The sequence below is a fragment of the Butyrivibrio sp. ob235 genome (genome assembly GCF_900109475.1).
In the GTDB taxonomy this organism is placed as follows: Bacteria; Bacillota; Clostridia; order Lachnospirales; family Lachnospiraceae; genus Butyrivibrio.
Genome location: NZ_FOBE01000002.1, coordinates 91,209 through 111,909, shown reverse-complemented (window position 1 = coordinate 111,909; position 20,701 = coordinate 91,209). Strand labels below are relative to the sequence as shown.

Genomic DNA, 20,701 nt, shown 5'->3' with positions numbered 1-20,701 from the left:
TGAAATGTGCCAATCAGTCTTTCTTTTTTCCTAGAATTGAAGAAACAGCATCATCATAGGTTACTGTGCCGTGACACACAACCTTTCCTTTCTGATCGAATTCAAAGGTAAGGACTATAGCAAAGCCATCACCCGAATATGCATAGACACCGGTGCTCTCATCATAATCCTCAAGATCTGCCATCGTCATCTTATTGTCAGCGGTATTTGTGTTTGTCTCACCGGAAGCTGTCACTGTCTCATAGGTCATAAGATAATCGCCCACCAGATCTTCCTTCGTTGGAATCTTATTTACAGCTCCTGATACCGAATTACTATCGCCTTTGATTGTGATATCACTTACAACCTCCATAAGAATGTTCTTAAAAGTCTCGGTTGAAAGGTAGGGTTCGGTGTTGCCAAAGTAATAAAAGCGTCTGTCAATGACGGTCATATAACTGTACAGATTCATCGGACAGGACACATCCTCAACTGTGAAGGTCGACTCACAAATCAGCCCCTTTCTTCCACCAATCTGCACTTCTTTTCTGCTGATAAGTTTTTCGGAGCTCTCAAGATAAACATCCGCAAAGGTCTCCAGAAGCTCATCATCGGAAATTTTATCGAAAGCAGAATCCGTCAAGTCATCGGTATGAGCAAGCAGAAAGGCAGGAATTTTATCGGAGTAATATATATAAAGTGTATCCGTTGACTCCTCGGTTTTAAAAGCTGATGAGGTCTTAAATGTAGCTTCCCCATATGTGTATTCACTGTCCAGAGCGTTTTTTTCCACAGCATAGTCGCAAAATGAAAGTCTGTAGGAATTATCGGTGCTTTCCATTCTGTAAAAGCCCGCATAAATATCCGAATTTATGAAGCTAACTTCAGGGATGCCGAGATTTTGAGAAGTCCCGGTGTATTTTCCGAAAACGCGAAGATCCTTGTCAACTGCCTGTGCTGCAAGCGCATAGAAGCTTGACGTTCCGCTTTCGCCGCAATAAGCTGCCCATTCACCATTCACTGTTCTTATAATAATGGATTTTGCCTTCTCATTATAGGAAATGCCTCTTCCCTCAATCCACACAAGACTATCCTTAACGGATGCATCTTCATTAGCGTACTTTTCGTAGTCGCTTACCTTTTCAAAACCGTCAGTATAAAGCGCATCCTTTACATCCGCTTCTTTCGTCTTAGCCTTTGCGGAAAACGGTAAAAGCAGACACATCGCACAAATTATCAGCGCACCTGTGAGTCTTTTCTTCATGAGCAGATCCCCCTTATTCAAATTTTGCATTCTCCGAAGCACCCGCTGCTATAAACAGTTCCCTGTACTTCTTTTTCTTACCCCCAGGGAAATTATATTTTGCTTTTTCAGGTGTACCATAAAATGCATTCTCGCCGACATATGTAATTTTCTTTGACTTTACTTTTATAACCTTAAGATTTCTGCACTCACTGAAAGCCTCATCTCCTATTGATTTAAGATTTGCACCAAGTGTTACCGATTTAGCTTTGGCACCCTTTAAAGCACCTTTCCCAATTTCTGTAATCTTGTATTTTTTCCCTTTAAATGTTACGGTCTCCAGCTTTATTTCTGCCTTCTTATTCTTTTTCTTATCACTTATCCCGATAAGTCTTGCTGTCTTTTTCGATTTGCTGGTTATGTAATAAGTCAGTCCGTCTTTTTCTACAAAAACATTGCCATATCTATACTGCGTGCCATTGGCTGTTGGAATGGTTCCATAGATTACTTCCAGTTCTTTCTTGAAGGTCTCCATATCGGAACCGCTTACATCTGCTGTAGCAACAGTATCTCTGATATGTGTGGTATGTTGATTCGCTACCTTGTAGCTCTTCATCTGCTTGGTTGTAAGACCAAAGAAGTCATGTCTTCCAAGGCTGTCATCCCAGGTAGCATCTACCTCATACCATTCTCCATCATCGAGCTGGATAATGTTCCAGGCATGTCTTTCGCTTCCTCCTGCATTACTTGCAGTTCCCGTAACCATATAGCATGGAATATCTCTTAAATCGCACAAAAGCTTGTAGGATGCAGCATAGCCTGTGCATGCCGCTTTTCCGAGGACAAGAGCCTCATAAGCTGACTGTGCTCCGTTAACCCCGTTTCTGTCATAGGAGACAGCTGCCATTACCTTGTCATAGAGTCCCAGCGCTATCTCAAATCTAGTACTTCCGGATACACTTGCAGCAATTGACACCGCCTTAGAAAGGGTCTTCGCGCCTTTATCCGCAGATATTCCCTTGTTATAATCAACAAATGTCGCCGGATGATCGAAGGCATAGGCATAGGCCCCCGGAATATATTTAGTTCCGCAATCCCATAGTTCTCCGCCTGCCAGTACTTTTACCTGGTTATATCCTTCTTTGTAAATACCCGTCAAATGACTTGCATAATTACCATCTGTCTTTACATAATCAGCATAAGATGATGGCACGGCAGCTGCCGTCTCCATCCCAAATGAATTCAGTATTACTGACGCACAAAGTACAGCCGCAATATATTTCCCTAACACTTTTCTTATCATGGATTGCGCCCTCCATTACAAAAAATCCCTGCAATCTTATTTTTTCAGATTGCAGGGATTTTTTCATTACTTATAGTTGCATTGACAATGACAATTTTTTTGTCACGGTTCATGCCATCATTTTTCAGACTTATTTAATTTTTTATTAAGGCTTTAAAAAGTTTCTATTCGAAGTATTTATAAGATATTTCTAAAGCCTTCTTTATCTCACATCCACAGCGCAAAACTTGCATCGGATGGCATTCTGAGATCGCCTCTCGGAGAAACAGCCACCGATCCGACCTTCGGTCCGTCAGGCAGACAGCTTCTCTTAAACTGCTGCGTGAAGAAGCGCTTGCAGAATATATCAAGCCACTTGTTTATTGTGGCATGATCGTATATCTCCTCACCGTCTTCCACCTCTCCCGCACTCTTCTTTGAGCTCTTCTTTTTACCCTCTGAAAAAGCGAGATAAGCAATTCTTCTGATTTTCTCCTTGGAATATCCCCACCTCAACATGTAATACAGGAAAAAGTCATGCAGCTCGTAAGGGCCCACAATGGACTCTGTCTCCTGTGAGATTTTACCGTCAGTAGGCGGAAGAAGCTCGGGGCTTACAGGCGTATCAAGGACATCAAGAAGAACCTCTCTTACTGTCTTTACTTCCGAAGTCTTTGCTTCTTTTGCTGAAGTCTTCTTTGAGGTTTTAGCTGCTGTCTTCTCACCTTTCTTATTTGGAACAGAAATCACAAACGGGCAGGTATCTGCGTAGTATTTAACCAGATGCCTTACAAGCGTCTTCGGAACACCGGCGTTAACACCGTACATTGACATGTGGTCGCCGTTATAGGTCGCCCATCCAAGAGCAAGTTCGGAAAGATCACCGGTTCCAATGACCATTCCGCCCTTCATGTTCGCAATATCCATAAGCACCTGTGTGCGCTCTCTCGCCTGGCTGTTTTCATAGGTGACATCGTGCTTATCTGGATCCTGTCCTATATCCTTGAAATGCTGGGTCACAGCCTTCTTGATATTTACCTCCTGAAGTGTTGCTCCGAGAGCCTTCGCAAGGCTGCATGCATTGTTATAAGTTCTGTCTGTTGTCCCAAAACAGGGCATTGTAACTGCAATAATTCCGCTTCTCTTAAGACCAAGCGAATCAAATGCTCTCGCTGTGACAAGGAGTGCCAGTGTAGAATCAAGTCCGCCGGAAACACCAATTACAGCTGTTTTGCAGCCTGTATGCTCCAGACGCTTTTTAAGTCCCATTGCCTGTATGGAAAGAATCTGCTCGCATCTCTTTGCACGCTCGAATTCAGATGAAGGCACAAAGGGCTTTCTGGGGAATTTTCTATCCAGCTTTGTCTTTGTAAATTCTATATCACACTCAGCTGTCTCAAAATCATCTTCACTATGCTTTGTAACAAAGGTTGTGGTCTTTTGTCTCTCATGAAGGATTCTGTTTATATCAATGTCAGCGTAAGTGATTCCGTTTTCAAAAAGTGTCTGCTCGGCAAGAATTGTTCCGTTCTCGGCTATGATATTATGTCCGCCGAAAACAAGATCCTGGGTCGACTCTCCCTCACCTGCAGAAGCATATACATAGCCTGCGATAAGTCGTCCGCTCGTAGCCTGCACGAGGCTTCTTCTGTAGGAGTCTTTTCCGATAAGATCATTCGACGCCGAGAGATTCACAATTATGGTCGCTCCCTGCTGCGCATAGGCTGTGGAAGGTGTGTCCGGCACCCACAGATCCTCACATATCTCGCAGCCTATCTTCAGTCCGTGCATCACTTCTGACAGATCAATTATCTCTCTTCCAAAGTCGAAGCTGTCGATATCGTCCTCATCCTCATCGTCGTCTTCATCATCCCCGTCATAGTCGGAATATTTAGAACCTCCGACATAATCATTAAAAAGATTCTCTGCGGACACGTAGACTGTCTCATTAAAATCAGCCCCACTCTCAAAATATCTTCTCTCATAGAATTCCCCGTGATTAGGAATGTTTATTTTGGGGATCATCGCGCATATCTCGCCCTGATTGATAACGGCAGCGCAATTGTAGAGCTTGCCGTCGTATTCAAAAGGAACTCCCACAAAAAATACGGCGTCAAGGTCTTCGGAATGGCTTACAATTTTGCCAAGTGCCTTCATTGCTCCCTTGAGTAATGCATCCTGCAGGAACAAATCTCCACAGGTATATCCTGTCACACAAAGTTCAGGGAAAACAACTATCTTTGCACCCTTTTTCACCGCTTCATCCATCTGCTCCATTATTCTGTCAGCGTTATAAAAAGGGTCAGCGACCCTGATCTTCGGAGTGGCTGCTGCCACCTTAATAAATCCGTCTTTCATAGTTTATGTATTCTCCTCTATTAGTTCATTAACTTACCATGCTCTCTCGCAAGCACGTAGATTCGTTCGCTATCCTCTGTTGGCTGATCGTGCGTATCCGCATCTATTGCGGTTATGAAGCTCATCCCCGCCTGTTCGATAAATGCTTTCATCTCATCTAAAGTGTACCCTCTCTGAAGGTGCGTCTCTATAGATCTCTCAAAGAGTTCCTCTTCCTTGTCGCCACTCTTATCTTTTTTCACGAAAAGTGTGAGATCATATTCATTTATATTTGTATCGATGTCGAAGAAGTTTTCCCAGATAAAACTGCAGTCCTCACGGTTCTCCGCAATTGTCACGTTTCCGATAACATCTCTGTATTTGTGCAGGGTATTGAAATCGAATAAAAACAGTCCGCCTGGATACAGATAATTATTCACCTTCGTGAATGCCTTCCGTATCTGCTCGTCCTCAATGAGATAGTTTATGCTGTCGCAAACGCTGACTATCGTCCCTGCGGTGCAGAAAAGATCAAGCTCGCACATATCCTGCTCAAGGTACATGATATCAAGTCCCGCCTTTTCCATCTTGTTTCTGGCTATTCCCAGCATTTCTCCGGAGTTATCTATGCCTATCATATCATAGCCAAGTTTAGCCATCTCCTCGGTAAAGCTGCCGGTGCCGCAGCCAAGCTCTACCACCAGGTTCTGCTCCTGCAGAAGTAGTGCCTCTTTGTCCTCTTCTTCCTCTTCTCCCGGCTGTGAGGTGGGGGCGTCAATATCCTGACTTTCTGCCCCGTCTTCCTGCGTGGGGTCCTCACTTTTTTTCTTGTAAGGAACAGAAATCCCATATCCCGAAATAAGCCGCGATATATACGCAGCCCAATCGTGATATGGGGTCTCGTCCATAAACTCATCATATACTTTTGCAAAATCGGTATAGGCTTCCATAATTATCTCCTATTATGTGCTACACCTTATTCTAGCAAATACGTTCTGCCATTATCAACCTGCAAATCCCAATATTGCTCCAATGCTGAGGAAGCTAACCAGGCTCATAATTATTCCTGCTAAAGCTATTCCACCTATAACCGCAAGAACGCTCTTTTTAAAATCCATGTCAAGGATAGAAGCTGCAAGAGTACCTGTCCATGCTCCTGTTCCCGGAACCGGGATTCCTACGAAAAGTAGAAGAGCCCAGTAAAGTCCGCCGCCTGCTTTTTCCTGAAGTTTCATTCCACCCTTTTCACCCTTCGTGAGGCAGAAGTTAAAGAATCCACCGATTACAGGCTTGTCCTTTCCCCACTCAAGAAGTCTTCTTGCAAAGAAGAAGATAAAAGGCATAGGGATCATATTTCCAACAGCTATAATGATATATCCAAGGATAAGATTAAAACCTGTTGATGTAAGCGTAAAGCCATGCGCTACCGGTACCGCACCACGAAGTTCAACAAGCGGAACCATTGAAAGCAAAAATACAAAAATATACTGACCAACTAACGATGTTTTAAAAAAACTAAGCATACAAACAGCCTTTCCGATAAAAATCACCTTAAATCAAAACACTCCAAGGCACAATTTTACCAAAAGGCTGCTTTATCATCAAGTTTTATTTCACTTTACAGTTACTCTTATTCTCTTACCCACTCCGTTCTGGGCATATACATATACCCAGGCTTTACCGGGTTTAAGCCCCTGAATAAAGCCTTTTTTATCCACTCTTACTACGTCCGGTCTGTCGGTCTCATACCTGAACTTCGCTATGTGAATATTTACCTTTTTATCATACTTGAAGGATGCCGAAATCTTTACTATTTCATTCTTTTCTATCTTGTACTTCCTTTTTTTCACCTGGACACTGGTCGGATTGCCACGCCTCTTTGAGCATGTCAGCGCATGAACGGACTTGGAGGTACTGATCCTATTTATCGTGTCTCCTTCCATCTTATAAGCAATAACCAGGTATTTATAATACCTATCCTTCTTGACCTTCTTCGGAGACCATGAAGTCTTTTTATTGTTCTTGATGGTGGTGATATATTCCATCTGTATTCCGCATGGTGACCCGTATATCATGTACCCTTCCGCTTCCGGAATCTTGTTCCATGAAAGCTTCAGCGTCTTTCCCTTAGGTTTAAGCTTTGCTGCAAGGATATAATACTTGGTATCCTTTACATCTGTTTTATCTGTATTGGTCTCGGCAATTTCCTTATCTATTGCAGGTTTATTGACCGCGTTCTCCGGGTCCACTTTTTCTACTAAGGTTGTGGTTATGCACTCCGGGGCACTATCCTTATGGTTCGCATCTCCCACTATCTTGTACCAGATATAGTAAGTCCCTGCCCCCTTGGCCTTTGGAACATTTGTCGAAAAAGCACTGCTATCCGGAGGTGTGGTATCATCCGTACCAAGCGCATACAGAATTGTGCCCTCGGCACTACTCCCAAGATTAGCAAGTGCTACATCAAGGTCGCCGCTGATCAACTGATTCCCTGTAGGCCTGGTTATATAATTCGATGGTACTTTATTGACCTTAACCCTGACGCGGGCAGTATCAGTTCCTATATAGCTGATCCTATCATTAGGAGTAAAAATCACCAGATATTCAGTGTAGTTACTATCTGAAACTTCAGGTCTTGTCGTAGGTTCTGCCCATGCAAACGTTCCCTGAACATTAGCGACTCCGCCTGAAAGTACACTGCTTGCAAGTGACTGCCCGTAATCAATCTCTGATGCCACAGGAGGAGTTATAATCCTCGGGGCATTACCTATTAAAACTGTAGTAACATATTCCGGAGCACTGTCTCTGTGATTAGAATTGCCCACGATCTTGTACCATACATAATACGTTCCCGGATTTTTAGCCTTGGGTATAGTAGTAGAAAAATCACTTGCAGCAGGCGCGGTAACTGCATCTGTCCCCAGTGCGTACAAAAGGGTTCCATCGGAGGTGTTTCCCGGATTTGCAAGTTCTACCTCCCTTTCGCTGCTATCCTGATGTTTTCCTGTAGGTCTGGTTATATAGTTGGAAGGCGCTTTATTTACCTTAACCTTTAAATATGTTGTAGCTGTCCCAACATAACTGACTGTATCATCAGGTGTAAAAATAACCATATATTCCGTCACCTCGCTGTCAGAAACAGCGGGTTTTATCGTAGGCTCAGCCCATGTAAAAGTTCCGGGAACATTTCCTACGCCGCCTGAAAGCACACTATCTGCCAGTGACTGCCCATACTCAATTTCAGATGCCACAGGAGGAGTTGTTATGATTGGAACTCCTTTGAGTATAATCCATGACTTACTACCTGTCCCCGTATAATTGCCGCTCCCGGTTACAGTTATTTCATATCCCGGTGATTCGTTTATATCGGTTGCACTTCGTTCGCCGGTCACAGTATAATCTGTACCTTCAGTAAGAACTTTATTCCCTTTTGTAACAATCACTCTGGGTGCCTTACTGCTTCCATCATAATCAAAATGGGTTGGGGATAGAGCCAGATCATCACTCGTAATAGTGACCTGATTTATTTCAAAGTCCTTAGTGATCGTCACAGTATTCGCACTAGTCCCATCAGAAACAGTGGCATATGCTGTATATTCACCGGCATCACTGGGCGGCCCGGCAAGATCAGATGTCGCCCCTCGAATCTTGTACTTGGGTTCACTTACTTCTATTTCATCAGGAAAATCGCTATCTTTAGTGACCTGAGCCGTAACAAGCGTTCCATCATAGGGTTTACTTTCATCTGAAACACTTATAGTTGCGGTATATTCACTGCCTTGAGTGTATGGGCAGCCAGCCACAGTACATTTTACTTTTGCAGTATCCTCAGGTGCCTTGTTAATCACCCAATTATGAGCATGTATTGGCCCATCAATTAAACGAGGAGTGCCGGCGTAATCTGTCTCATGATCTCCTTTTACAATCTCCGCCAAATAATATATTTTATCTGTACTGCTATCATAAGTACTTGGTAAATTGTTTGTATCAAAAGTAACTCTTCCATTTGTCGAAACAACACCACCTACCGGCTCTAATTTGCCATAGTATTTGCAGGTTCCGGTATAATCATTTAATACACCACTTGATGGCAGCTCTGAACTAGTTATAAGAATTGATATTTGGTTTACATCCCCGGCCTTACTTCCTGTAAGTCTATATGGAATTGAAAGAATATCACCGTTTTGAGTTATCGTACCAGTGGTAGGAAATTCAATACCAATGTCACTGTCTCTAAGTGTGAGTTTATACTCATATGGTCCTGATAATCCGCCAGAGCTGTTACAACGAGATGTAAATAATACAGAATTCAGGTCAATATTAAATGCAGGACTTACCCCCGCATAGCTACCATCAAAATGTGAAAAAGATCCGCTAGATGTAACCAACATATCATAGCCACAAGTAGCACTATTTCTTGTAGCTATGCATATGGATCTTGTTAACCATTGAGTTTGTCCTGCTCCGCTTTTTGCTCTTTTAACATCCGCATTACCTGAAGATGACGAATTGAAACCATATAAACTATTATTTAACTCAGCCACATCGAGCTTAAATATATGCTCTCCATTTAACGGTGTAAATTGTCTTGATGTTATCACCGTGTCACCTGTAGTCGTATTTGCCTTCACACTTGCAGCTATTGCTGATTCTTCCATAGCTGTAAACACACTTCGATTGTGTAAAAAATAATCACTGTTTAAATCATGATATGAACGCGTAGGATGACTAAATGATTCTTTATAAAGTATGCTGTCACAGTCCAGAAGCATAGTCCTGCCACCAAAATCAGTTGTGTCCATTCGAAGTACGCGATATTTTACAGGCTGACCATCATATTTCCCATAATAAAGATATGCCCATGATTTTCCTACACCCGGATTTCCTATAAGCCTTGTTCCAAAACAGGTAAATCCTTTATCCGCTGCCTGTGCAGTCACATTTTGGGTTAGAAAAGTACCTGTAAAGCTCGTCAGACACAAAATCGGAATCATTATTTTACTTATTAAGTTGTTAAAAAACGAACGTTTTTTCATATCATGTCAGTCCTTTAGGGTATAGTTTGGTTAGCATACTTCATATTAATCTTCGCAAACCCCGGGCGGCTTTTCAATTAATTAGGACTAAACTTTCTATTAGATTTTAGTAAACGATTTTTTATTACATAGGTGTTTTCTATGTAATAAAAAACTGCCGGCTTTTATACCGGCAGTCCTTATTTGCAATATGCTATTTTTCTGAGAGATAATCCTTCAAAAATGCTACAAGCTTATCCATCTCTTCATCCGTTCCGATGGTGATTCTGAGATAATCAGCTATCCTTTCGGCATTCCAGTGTCTTACGTAAATTCCTGCTTCTTTTAGGGCAAGGAATAACTCTTCACCGCTCACCTTATCATGCTTAGCGAAGATGAAATTGGCCTTGGAATCAGGGAATGTAAATCCCAGCTCTGCAAGTTCCTTCTTTACCCGCTCTCTGGTATTAATGATTTTCGCGCAGGTCTCCTTGAAGTATACATCATCCTTGATTGCAGCTACGCCCAGCTCCAGTGATGGTCTGTTCATGGTGTAAGAATTGAAGGAAAATTTCGCATCCTTCAGATATCCTATGAGTTTCTTCGAACCGAAGGCATATCCTATTCTCATTCCCGCCATAGCCCTGGATTTGGAAAAAGTCTGCACCACAAGAACATTGTCATATTTTTCAATAAGCGGAAGTGCGCTCACTCCGCCAAAATCGATATATGCCTCGTCAACTATGCAGACAGAATTAGGATTGTGAGCTATTACCTTCTCAATCTCAGACACAGGTTCAAATATTCCCACCGGTGCATTTGGATTTGCAATAATCACTCCTCCATTGGGATGATTTTCCTCATAATAGTCTTCGAATCGTATCTTAAAGTTCTCATCAAGCGGAATCTGCTCGTAGGGCACCTTGTATAGCTCCGCCCAGACATCATAGAACGAATAAGTGATATCCGGGAACAAAACCGGCTTATCCGAGTTAAAGAACGTAAGATACGCCATCGATAACACATCGTCCGATCCAACGCCTACAAATATCTGATCCTCAGGAACGTCATAATATCTTGAGAGTGCCTCCACAAGTACCTCGGCCTCCGGATCCGGATAAAGTCTCATATCCTCATATTTCATATTCTCAATAAGAGTGTTGACAGCCGGTGCCGGCGGATATGGACACTCATTTGTGTTTAGCTTTATTATGTTTTTATTCTTGGGCTGTTCGCCCGGAACATACGGATTTACTCTTCTTACGGATTTTTCCCAGCTCATAACTCGCTCCATTTCTGTTGTTTATGATACTTTAACATATTATCACGCTAAAGCATAAAAGTGCAAGCCAAAATTTTTCTTTTACTTCCGTACTTTTAGTACAACGCCTGAACATCCGTTATTTCATCATTTTCAATCTTATAGCTCCACACAGAATGCCCCGGAACCCTGTGCTCCGTTAGATACAAAGTATCCCCAACCCTGGTGATATTATATGGAGTCCCTCCGCCAACAAAATACTCACTGTAAATCTCCTCGTAATCGCCGCTTAAAAGCCCGTGAAGATCCTTGGTCCTTATCATGGTGGCTGCATCCTGATTGCCTGTTATATCGGTCGAAACTGTTATGTAGAAGTATCCTCCATCCTTTCTAAGAGCCACCATTCCCGCCATATCATCCGGGACCTCTATCTTTTCCTTAATCTCAAAGCTATGCTTATCACACACCAGTATCCCCGATGCCTGTCCGTCAGAGCCTATTCCGGAAACAAAATAAATCTCTCCGCCATCAATGTAAAATGACCTGATATAGGTGTCCTTTGTACCCGCATCCCTTATCTCTGTCAGGTACATCTTCGTATCGTCCGCAGCATGCCTGAAAATGTACATCTCACCGGTTGTCGAGCTCCATACATAAAAGGCTTTATCCTCTTCATCATAAACTGTATAATGAGGTCTTTTCCCAATATCATTAAAAAGCTGAGTATTCACATAGGAATCGCCTCTCTTTTCATACACAAGGACTCTGTTATTCTCTGTATCATCAACCAGAATAACGCTGCCATCTCCTGCAATCGTATGAGGCTGCTTTGCTTCTTTAGTCAGAACCCGCCACTCATTTAGCGGCGCTGTCATATTGTCGTTATATATAATTTGATCGTGATAGCAATCCACAATAAACCATTTATCGTCAATCCTAGTAACAAAGGTCGGAACACTTAATGAAAATTCTGTATTGAAAGCATTCTCACCCTCCTGCAAACTCTGATCGCTTTCTACATCTCCGCTTTGCATCAAAACTTCCTCAGATTCTTTTAAGTAGCCGTCTTCAGGCCTAAAATCCGCAGTTTCAACAGTGTCATAATCTTTCTCAGTATTCGTTATCGTCACCTGTCCATTTCCCGTTTTACTGCATCCTGCAGCAAGACCTGTACCCAGAAAAATAGAAGGAATCAGCACTATAACAGAAAGTGCCTTATATAATTCAGCTTTTATAAAATTCTTCTTTATTTCCATACTTACACCCAAAAACATATTTATTAGGAATTACGGTGTAATTTCCCATAAGATAAAAAGCTGCTTTTTTTCAGCAGCTTTTTTAATAACAAATATAACTCGATGAAAAAGAAATATCTTTTCCCCAAAATAACCTCTTATGAGCTTATTCAACCGGGATCCGGAACTACCCAGTGATTAGCTTCATTTTCATAATCCTCCGCCTGCTCCAGATTACCCATCTCACGGTAGCACTCAGCAATCTTATGGAGAGCCATATCTCCTCCGCGGTGAATATCAAGAATCGGTGAGGTCTCATACGCAGCATTATAATACCAAACTATTGCCTCTACGAGATCTCCCTTGTTTCTGTAATAACTTCCAAGTTCATAGCACATCTCACTTGAAGGAATGGTCGTGAGATCCTTCAAGGAGTACTTCAGTATCTCCTCAGCTTTCCCATCAATAACCGCTATGTGTGCAAGGACACATGCCGCCTCCTTTATCTGGTCAAGGTCGCGACCATTGTCCTCAATCGACTCCTCGAAGAACTCCTTGGCAAGCATGAAGTCCTCATTCGTTCCAACCATGTAAAGTTCTCTAGCATACATGTTGTGAAGGCGCTTACTGATGTACTCACCTTCTCTGATAGCCCTTCTGAAAGCAGCCAGATCTCTCTGTCCATGATCTTCTGTCGGATTGTGCTTAATCTCAACTTCACTGTTGCAGACAGTGGAATCGAGCTTTATCATCTCATGGATCGGATCGTGCCACACATATTTACGAATTCTTCTGAAAAGCTTAGGTCTAAGCTCTCTGTCATAATTATATACAGTATTATGGCTAAGCTGATTGCAATAATACATCTGAACAACATCAATATTCAGCTCATCAATATCCTCTTTGAGCTGTCTGAAGCGTTCCTGGTTTTCCTCGTCTATCGTCTCATCAGCATCCGCAGAATAGATGAAATCACATGTAGCCTGCTCAAAGGAATAGTTCCTGGCATCCGAAAAGCTGCCGGTCCATTCAAAATCAAACACCTTGGCCCCATAAGATTCCGCAATCTCTTTGGTCCTATCAGTTGAACCGGTATCAACGATGATCATCTCATCAACAAGATCTTTCAGACAATCCAGACAGGTAGCCAGTTTATCCTCTTCGTTCTTAACGATCATACACAAGCTTACAGTAATCATAAATTATCCCTCATAATCTGCGAAATACCGACAATATTTCACTTATATATTACTCAAAAAGCCATTTTATGTCAATGATAACGGTTGCCTAGGAATATATATCCAAAACCTGTCTATTGAATAAAGCCGTTTTCATCCAAGGCAACACCAGGTGACATTTCACGCATGTGGTTAAGGATTGCGGTTTTCCGTTCGCCTGTGGCTTCGTTAACTGTACAGCCGCTTTGCACACAGGGCACGAATTGCAGACCTGTGTGTCCGTCGGTATAGATATTAACGCGTAGAAGTCCTGTATTAAGATCCTTGGAATTAAATAAAAAATTACCAAGACTATATATAACCGGAACGCCATCTATATATCCTATTTTCTGTAATATATGCGGATGAGCTCCAACTATCAGATCCGCCCCTGCTGCAACAATCTCCGGTCCCTGTTTCTGTTGCCACCAGTCAATAGTTTCATCATTCTCAGTTCCCCAGTGGATACATACTATCGTATATGCACCGGCAGCCTTTGCCTCCTTAATTCGACTAAGGAGCTTTGTTATATCAAGACATCTGAAAACTCCGGGCGATGTATCTGTGGCACCTCTTGTGTCAGGATTGTCTATCCTTTCAATCTCTGTAGCGGATATAATAGCTATTTTTATACCATTACTCGACGTGTAGTAAACAGGATGTGAAGCCTCCTCAAGATTGGCGCCTGCGCCTATTCTGGCAACCCCGACACTATCTAAGGTGGAAAGTGTATCAAGAAGCGCCTGCTCCCCATGGTCATATGCGTGGTTGTTTGCGAGTGTAGCTACATCAACTCCCATCTGGTTAAGCAGCGCTGCCGATGACGGATCAGCCCTAAAGGTAAAGGTCTTTCCTTCTATCGGAGTTCCTCTGTTGGAATATGGAAACTCGTTATTTACTACCATAATATCGGCACCGCGCATATATGAAAGAAGGCTTCCACCTATCACACCCTCTATTCCGCCTCCATTCTGGCGGATTTTGTTCATAATTGCATACCCCGGGTCAAAGAGGATATCTCCTGCAAAAGCAAGGGAGACATAATCCGAGTTGGCAGGCGTTATATTGTACTCCCAATTTGCTCCTGAAATATAAGTTTCTCCTGTACTCTCCACAGCCTCTCCAGCGTCATCTGCTCCTTCGCTGCTCTCATCATTCTGGGATTCATCTCCACTCTCTCCGGAACCTTCCGCTGTTTCTTCACTCGCAACAATCTCAGTATCATTTTCACCATCAGCAAGAGCGTTATCCGCTGCGGTAGCCTCACCCTGCAGACTAACATCAGCAGTTCCACCTATATCATCCGAACGCTTCTCTGAAAACGGAAGCCTTGCAGCTACTGTCTCCTCTTCAAAAACATCCGCTTCTACAGTTTTTGTAGTCTTCCCTGCTTTCATGCTAAGAAGTGCGACTCCACCAATTGAAACAGTAACTAAAAAAGCGCATACAAAAGCTATTACAGCCTTGTTTGCACCTGCAAAAAATCCGGTTTTCTCATTTTGATAGTCTAATTGTTCTTTTTTCATACCTATAGCGCAGAGAATAACTCCCTGTTCGTCTCCTCGCTTCTAGAATAGCATATTTGCAAAGAAAAAGCACAAAATCTTGCGATTTTGTGCTTTCTGATAACATCATATTGGTATATAACTTATCAATACTTGTTTGATACAACCTTGACACCAGGGCCCATTGTTGTAGCAAGTGAGATGCTCTTAAGGTACTGACCCTTAACTGTTGAAGGCTTAGCCTTAACAATAGCATCCATAAGAGCTGTGTAGTTCTGCTCAAGCTGCTCTTCTGTGAAAGATGCCTTTCCGATAGGGCAGTGGATGATGTTAGCCTTGTCAAGACGGTACTCAATCTTACCAGCCTTGATATCGTTGATAGCCTTTGTAACATCCATTGTTACTGTACCAGCCTTCGGGTTAGGCATGAGACCCTTAGGTCCAAGAACCTTACCAAGACGTCCTACAACACCCATCATATCAGGTGTAGCAACTACAACGTCAAAGTCAAGCCAACCTTCGTTCTGAATCTTAGGAATAAGCTCCTCGCCACCTACATGGTCAGCGCCGGCAGCCTGTGCCTCGTCAAGCTTTGTTCCCTTAGCAAATACAAGAACCTTAACAGTTTTACCTGTTCCGTGCGGAAGAACAACCGCACCACGGATCTGCTGATCCGCATGACGACCGTCGCAGCTTGTACGAATGTGTACTTCAACAGTCTCATCAAATTTTGCAGTAGCAGACTTCTTTACTAAAGAGATTGCTTCTGCAGCTTCATACTGCTGTGCTCTGTCGATGAGCTTAGCAGCTTCAACATACTTCTTTCCGTGTTTCATCTCTCAGTCCTCCATCAGTCTTCTACTACAACACCCATGCTGCGTGCAGTTCCAGCGATCATGCTCATAGCACCTTCGATATCAACTGCATTCAGGTCAGGCATCTTTGTCTCTGCAATTTCTCTGATCTTATCCTTAGAAATTGTTGCAACCTTGTTCTTGTTCGGAACACCAGAAGCCTTCTGGATGTTGCATGCCTTCTTGATAAGAACTGCTGCAGGCGGAGTCTTTGTGATGAATGTGAAACTTCTGTCTGCATAAACTGTGATGACAACAGGAATGATGACATCACCCTTGTCAGCTGTCTTAGCGTTGAACTGCTTTGTGAACTCAACGATGTTTACACCATGCTGACCAAGTGCCGGTCCAACCGGGGGTGCTGGTGTTGCTTTACCAGCCTGGATCTGTAACTTAATGTATCCTTCGACTTTCTTTGCCATAATGGCACCTCCTAGAAATAATGTGGTCAGGCGCATTCCATGTGCATTTCCGCGCTCTCATATGAAAGCAATACACAAATGCTCCCACTCCAGTTCCCATGAATTGAAATATCTTAATTTCAACTCATCTATATATAGTAGATTGCTCTACAATATACCAAAATTATTATATATTAGCTTGTCACCTTACGAACTTCTGAGAAACCAATCTCAACAGGAGTCTCTCTGCCAAACAGATTAACATTGATTGTAGCACTCTGTTTACCGAAGTCCATACGCTGTACGATACCAACTGTACCGTTCCATACGCCGGCAACAACAGCAATCTCGTCGCCTACACCGAAATCGACAGTCATATTCTCTGTCTTGATTCCAAGCGGCTTGATCTCTGCATCTGACAGCGGCACCGGCTTACTTCCGGGTCCTACAAAGCCTGTAACACCTCGGGTATTACGAACCACATACCATGTCTCGTCATTCATGTCCATGTTTACAAGAACATAGCCGGGGAACATCTTACGGCTTACTGTCTTACGTGCGCCATTCTTCATCTCAACAACATCCTGAAGCGGTACACGAACCTCAAATATCTGATTCTCAAGATGACGGTTCTCAATAGTCTTCTCAAGGTTAGCCTTAACCTTCATCTCATAGCCTGAATATGTATGAACAACATACCAATGGGCATTCTCATGAGCAGGAGCCTCTGCGGATTCCTCACTGCCTTCAGCAGTCTCGTTTACAGCTTCAGCAGCCTCGTTAGTGCTCTCCTCTGCTGATCCCATAGTCAGATCGAGTTCATTTTCATTCTGCATCTCTTCTGCCATAACACTCCTTTATCCAATCTTGGTGATGAAGTTAATCAAATAACCAAAAGCATAGTCAAACACAGCTATAAGAGCACCAATAATAACAGAAATGATAACTACAGCAGTTGTCTGCTTGTAAATATCCTCTCTTGTAGGCCACATGATCTTATTGAACTCAGCCTTAATACCTCTAATAAAAGCAGATACTTTGCTCTCCTGTGCATTCTTTGCAGCATTATTTTCGCTCATATCAACTAAACTCCCTTCAACTCAAGGACTTCCTCTACCTATATTATAGTAGAATTACTTTGTCTCCTTGTGCGGTGTGTGCTTCTTGCAGAAAGGGCAGTACTTCTTGATCTCCATTCTGTCAGGATGTGTCTTCTTATCCTTTGTTGTGTCGTAGTTACGGTTTTTGCACTCTGTGCAAGCAAGTGTGATTCTTGTACGCATTGTTCATTCCTCCGTGCGTTATTCTAAAAGGTTTACCGCCTATTTTAAGGCATAAAAAAAAGACCTAAATTTCTGTCGCTTGTATAATATAGCATAGGTCTCCTGCTGAGTCAACATCTTTTTATAAATTATCTGCTATATGCACCTACTTATAATACAACCGTTAACGTAATCGGTCAATTAGTAAATATTCTTAACCGACTTTCTTCTATTTTAAGAATATGTTTATACTTATTTAATTGACGCTATTGACTAGGGGATGATAATGTTAAGGTAATAAAACATGTCTTTGTATGCCCTCGTGTCGGTTGCCAAAGGAATGGCAGAAGCACTCGCACGACATCAAGGAAGAAAGGAGGGGCAGCATGGCAGGCATTAGTGTTAATGAAGCTTATAATCATTTCGCGTCAACATACGTCGCAAAAGAGAATGCGAATGTAGACAAGCATAAGAAAAGCGAACTGCAGAGTGTCTACAAATCCATCGCACGGATCAACAGAAAATCCCCTCTTCATGTTTTAAAACAGGATGATAATGCTCAGGCTGAGGCCGTGGGCATTAAAGAGCATGCCCGGACTCTTAGAAGTCAGCTGGATGCAATCAGCGGCGAAGAAGATGCAGCTCTTAGCAAAAAATCAGCTATTTCATCAAATCCTGATAAGGTAGCTGTTGAATATGTAGGAAAAGGCCAAGGAAACACATCCGAATTTACAATCGGTGTTGATCACCTCGCAACGAATCAGATCAATGCCGGTCATTTCCTAGTACCCGATGAAGAGGTTGCTCTCCCCAAAGGAAGCTACGCATTTAATGTAAGCATAAACGGTCATGACTACGAATTCCAATATAGCATTCGGGATGGCAACACCAATCATGATATTCAGGCTAAGCTTTCCCGTCTTATTAATAAAGCAGGCATCGGACTTATTGCCGGTATGCAGGAGGATGCACAAGGAAGAACCACATTGATTATCGGTTCGAGCGATACCGGTCTTAAGCCCGGACATACGCATCGCTTCGAAGTAAGCGAATCTCAAATCTCAGAGAATCCGCACAGTGTATCCTATTTTGGGCTTAACCTGATAGCACAGGAACCTACAAACGCACATTTTTATCTGAATGGCACGGAGCACAGTTCCTCTTCCAACAGATTTACGGTTGGAAATGAATTTGATATCACTCTTAGAGGCGCAACAGATCCCGCATCTCCCGTCTCGATCAGTATAGAGGATGAGAATGATGCTCTCGTAGAAAATGTCCGCTCCCTTATAAACGGATACAACGGATTTATAGACAGTGTCAGTGATGTTCACGATGCCGGATTCAAGAGCACCAAGCTGGTCGGAGAAACCATAGCAATTGCCGAAAAGCATCTGACAAAGATGGATAATTATGGTATTTCCCTAAATGAAAACGGACGAATCGATTACGATTCAGGGCTTTTGAGAGAAAAATCCGCAAAAGGTCCTCCCAAGGAAGTCCTACATCCACTCATGGATTTTGCAAAAGCGCTTATCCAAAAGACCGATGAAATATCTATAGATCCAATGAAGTATGTAGAGAGACCCGTATTCAATTACAAGGATCCGCACGGCAGCAACACACCGTCGCCATATATCACAAGCGAATACAGTGGTATGATGTTTAACAATTATTGTTAACAGTCCGTTCAAATAACAAATAGGTGCACAATAAATCTCGTTGCTTACGCATAATCGATTTATTGTGCACCTATTTTTATTTTCACATTCCTTCTACCATTTCCAATGCGGCGGCGATGACCTGATCCATATTGTAGTATTTGTACTGACCAAGGCGGCCTCCAAAGAGAACGTCACCGAAATCATCAGCGAGCTTTTTATAATCTTCAAAAAGCTTGTTGTTTTTCTCGTCGTTCATCGGATAGTAAGGCTCATCACCGGGCTTCCAGTCCGCAGGATACTCTTTTGTGATGATGGTTCCTTTGCCGGTACCGAATTCAAAGTGCTTGTGCTCAATAATTCTGGTATAGGGCACTTCACGCTCTGTATAGTTTACAACTGCATTTCCCTGATAGTTATCATTATCGGGAAGATCCTTTGTCTCAAATCTGAGAGATCTGTACTCGAGATTACCCAGCTTATATCCAAAGAATTCATCTATCATACCTGTGTATAGGATCCTGTCAAAAGTATCCCCATCAGTCGATTCGAAAGGTTTTGCAGGTACATCTCCATCCATTTTCACGAAATTCTTGAATTCAGTTTCAGTCTTTACAGTTATGCTTCCGGTCAGGTTATTTTCAGATGCAACATCTGAAGGCTCCAAAAGAAGAAGCTTCTTAATAGCGCCGGTATAGCCTCCCATTGGGATTCCCTGATATCTGTCATTAAAATAGTTGTTATCATAGATAAATCTGAATGGAAGTCTTCTTATAATAAATGCAGGAAGTTCCTTGCAGTCCTTACCCCACTGTTTCTCAGTATAGCCCTTAACAAGCTTCTCAAATACATCTCTGCCGGCAAGAGAAAGTCCCTGCTCCTCTAGATTAGCTGCTTCAAAGCCTTCGCGAATATCCTCTCCACTGGCCGCTGCCACATCGAGCTGTTCTGCTGCTGCCTCATCGCCATTTGCAGCGCGCTCCTTCAAGATACGTTTCACTTCCTTCTTTGCCTGCTCATCAATAATGGCACGGGCTTCATCAGGTGTTCTGATTCCCCAGAGCTTGCTGAAAGTATTCATGTTAAAAGGAAGGTTATAAAGTTCGTCGTGATATACCGCCACAGGTGAGTTTATATACTGGTTAAACTCAGCAAAGCGGTTTATGTATTCCCATACCTTCTTGTCGGATGTATGAAAAATGTGGGCTCCGTACTTATGGACGTTAATTCCCATTCTGTTTTCAGTATAAATATTGCCGCCGATATGGTCTCTTTTATCTATTACAAGAACATTCTTGCCTTCTCTTGCCATCTCATGTGCAAAAACGCAGCCGAAAAGTCCTGCTCCAACTATCAAATAATCGTATTTCATTTTTCCCTCCAAAACCATGTACATAATACCGCAGAAGATAACTAAGTATGCGGCACAATCCCACCATCATGACAGGA

Annotated in this window: 17 protein-coding genes; 1 reads left to right on the top strand and 16 read right to left on the bottom strand. The window is 42.6% G+C overall.

The genetic code is table 11. The features are described 5' to 3' along the window. Positions 1–13: 13 nt before the first annotated feature. From BMW61_RS02975 to rpmG, 15 genes are all read right to left on the bottom strand, one after another. Positions 14–1,243: a hypothetical protein gene (locus BMW61_RS02975; RefSeq protein WP_091819723.1), complete on the bottom strand. Its 1,230-nt coding sequence runs from the start codon at positions 1,241–1,243 to the stop codon at positions 14–16. 13 nt (positions 1,244–1,256) lie between these two features. Then, positions 1,257–2,525 (bottom strand): leucine-rich repeat protein, encoded by a 1,269-nt coding sequence (locus BMW61_RS02970; protein ID WP_091819722.1) that lies wholly within the window; start codon positions 2,523–2,525, stop codon positions 1,257–1,259. Between the two features lie 207 nt (positions 2,526–2,732). Beyond that, positions 2,733–4,862 carry an NAD(+) synthase gene (locus BMW61_RS02965; RefSeq protein WP_026499435.1) on the bottom strand — a complete coding sequence of 710 codons (2,130 nt, stop codon included), beginning with the start codon at positions 4,860–4,862 and terminating at the stop codon, positions 2,733–2,735. A 20-nt stretch (positions 4,863–4,882) separates the two neighbouring features. Then, entirely contained in the window at positions 4,883–5,791 is a 909-nt protein-coding gene (locus tag BMW61_RS02960; RefSeq protein WP_022760839.1) for a class I SAM-dependent DNA methyltransferase, read from the bottom strand. Between the two features lie 54 nt (positions 5,792–5,845). Next, the gene (locus tag BMW61_RS02955; RefSeq protein WP_242876596.1) at positions 5,846–6,364 is read right to left on the bottom strand and encodes a COG2426 family protein; all 519 of its coding nucleotides are present in this window, start codon (positions 6,362–6,364) and stop codon (positions 5,846–5,848) included. A gap of 90 nt (positions 6,365–6,454) precedes the next feature. After that, the gene (locus BMW61_RS02950) at positions 6,455–9,877 is read right to left on the bottom strand and encodes an Ig-like domain-containing protein (protein WP_091819720.1); all 3,423 of its coding nucleotides are present in this window, start codon (positions 9,875–9,877) and stop codon (positions 6,455–6,457) included. A gap of 193 nt (positions 9,878–10,070) precedes the next feature. Further along, complete coding sequence (gene hisC, locus BMW61_RS02945) at positions 10,071–11,138, bottom strand: histidinol-phosphate transaminase (RefSeq protein WP_022760836.1); 1,068 nt, start codon at positions 11,136–11,138, stop codon at positions 10,071–10,073. Positions 11,139–11,233: 95 nt separating this feature from the next. After that, positions 11,234–12,373: a YncE family protein gene (locus BMW61_RS02940; RefSeq protein WP_139176181.1), complete on the bottom strand. Its 1,140-nt coding sequence runs from the start codon at positions 12,371–12,373 to the stop codon at positions 11,234–11,236. Positions 12,374–12,522: 149 nt separating this feature from the next. Further along, the gene (locus BMW61_RS02935) at positions 12,523–13,551 is read right to left on the bottom strand and encodes a glycosyltransferase (RefSeq protein ID WP_091819717.1); all 1,029 of its coding nucleotides are present in this window, start codon (positions 13,549–13,551) and stop codon (positions 12,523–12,525) included. A gap of 113 nt (positions 13,552–13,664) precedes the next feature. Further along, entirely contained in the window at positions 13,665–15,095 is a 1,431-nt protein-coding gene (locus tag BMW61_RS02930) for a CapA family protein (protein WP_091819715.1), read from the bottom strand. A gap of 125 nt (positions 15,096–15,220) precedes the next feature. Next, positions 15,221–15,910, bottom strand: coding sequence for a 50S ribosomal protein L1 (rplA, locus tag BMW61_RS02925; RefSeq protein WP_022760832.1), 690 nt, complete (start codon positions 15,908–15,910; stop codon positions 15,221–15,223). Positions 15,911–15,924: 14 nt separating this feature from the next. After that, positions 15,925–16,350, bottom strand: coding sequence for a 50S ribosomal protein L11 (rplK, locus tag BMW61_RS02920; protein WP_022760831.1), 426 nt, complete (start codon positions 16,348–16,350; stop codon positions 15,925–15,927). 173 nt (positions 16,351–16,523) lie between these two features. Beyond that, on the bottom strand, positions 16,524–17,177 hold the full coding sequence (gene nusG, locus BMW61_RS02915; protein ID WP_022760830.1) for a transcription termination/antitermination protein NusG: 654 nt from the start codon (positions 17,175–17,177) through the stop codon (positions 16,524–16,526). A 9-nt stretch (positions 17,178–17,186) separates the two neighbouring features. Beyond that, entirely contained in the window at positions 17,187–17,408 is a 222-nt protein-coding gene (secE, locus tag BMW61_RS02910; RefSeq protein WP_022760829.1) for a preprotein translocase subunit SecE, read from the bottom strand. A gap of 54 nt (positions 17,409–17,462) precedes the next feature. Continuing rightward, positions 17,463–17,612, bottom strand: a complete 150-nt coding sequence (gene rpmG / locus BMW61_RS02905; protein ID WP_022760828.1) for a 50S ribosomal protein L33 — start codon at positions 17,610–17,612, stop codon at positions 17,463–17,465. A 365-nt stretch (positions 17,613–17,977) separates the two neighbouring features. On the opposite strand from rpmG, the gene fliD reads away from it, so the two are divergent. Continuing rightward, entirely contained in the window at positions 17,978–19,273 is a 1,296-nt protein-coding gene (fliD, locus tag BMW61_RS02900) for a flagellar filament capping protein FliD (RefSeq protein WP_022760827.1), read from the top strand. Positions 19,274–19,355: 82 nt separating this feature from the next. On the opposite strand, the gene BMW61_RS02895 is transcribed toward fliD, so the two are convergent. Further along, positions 19,356–20,624 (bottom strand): UDP-galactopyranose/dTDP-fucopyranose mutase family protein, encoded by a 1,269-nt coding sequence (locus tag BMW61_RS02895; protein WP_091819714.1) that lies wholly within the window; start codon positions 20,622–20,624, stop codon positions 19,356–19,358. Positions 20,625–20,701: the final 77 nt, after the last annotated feature.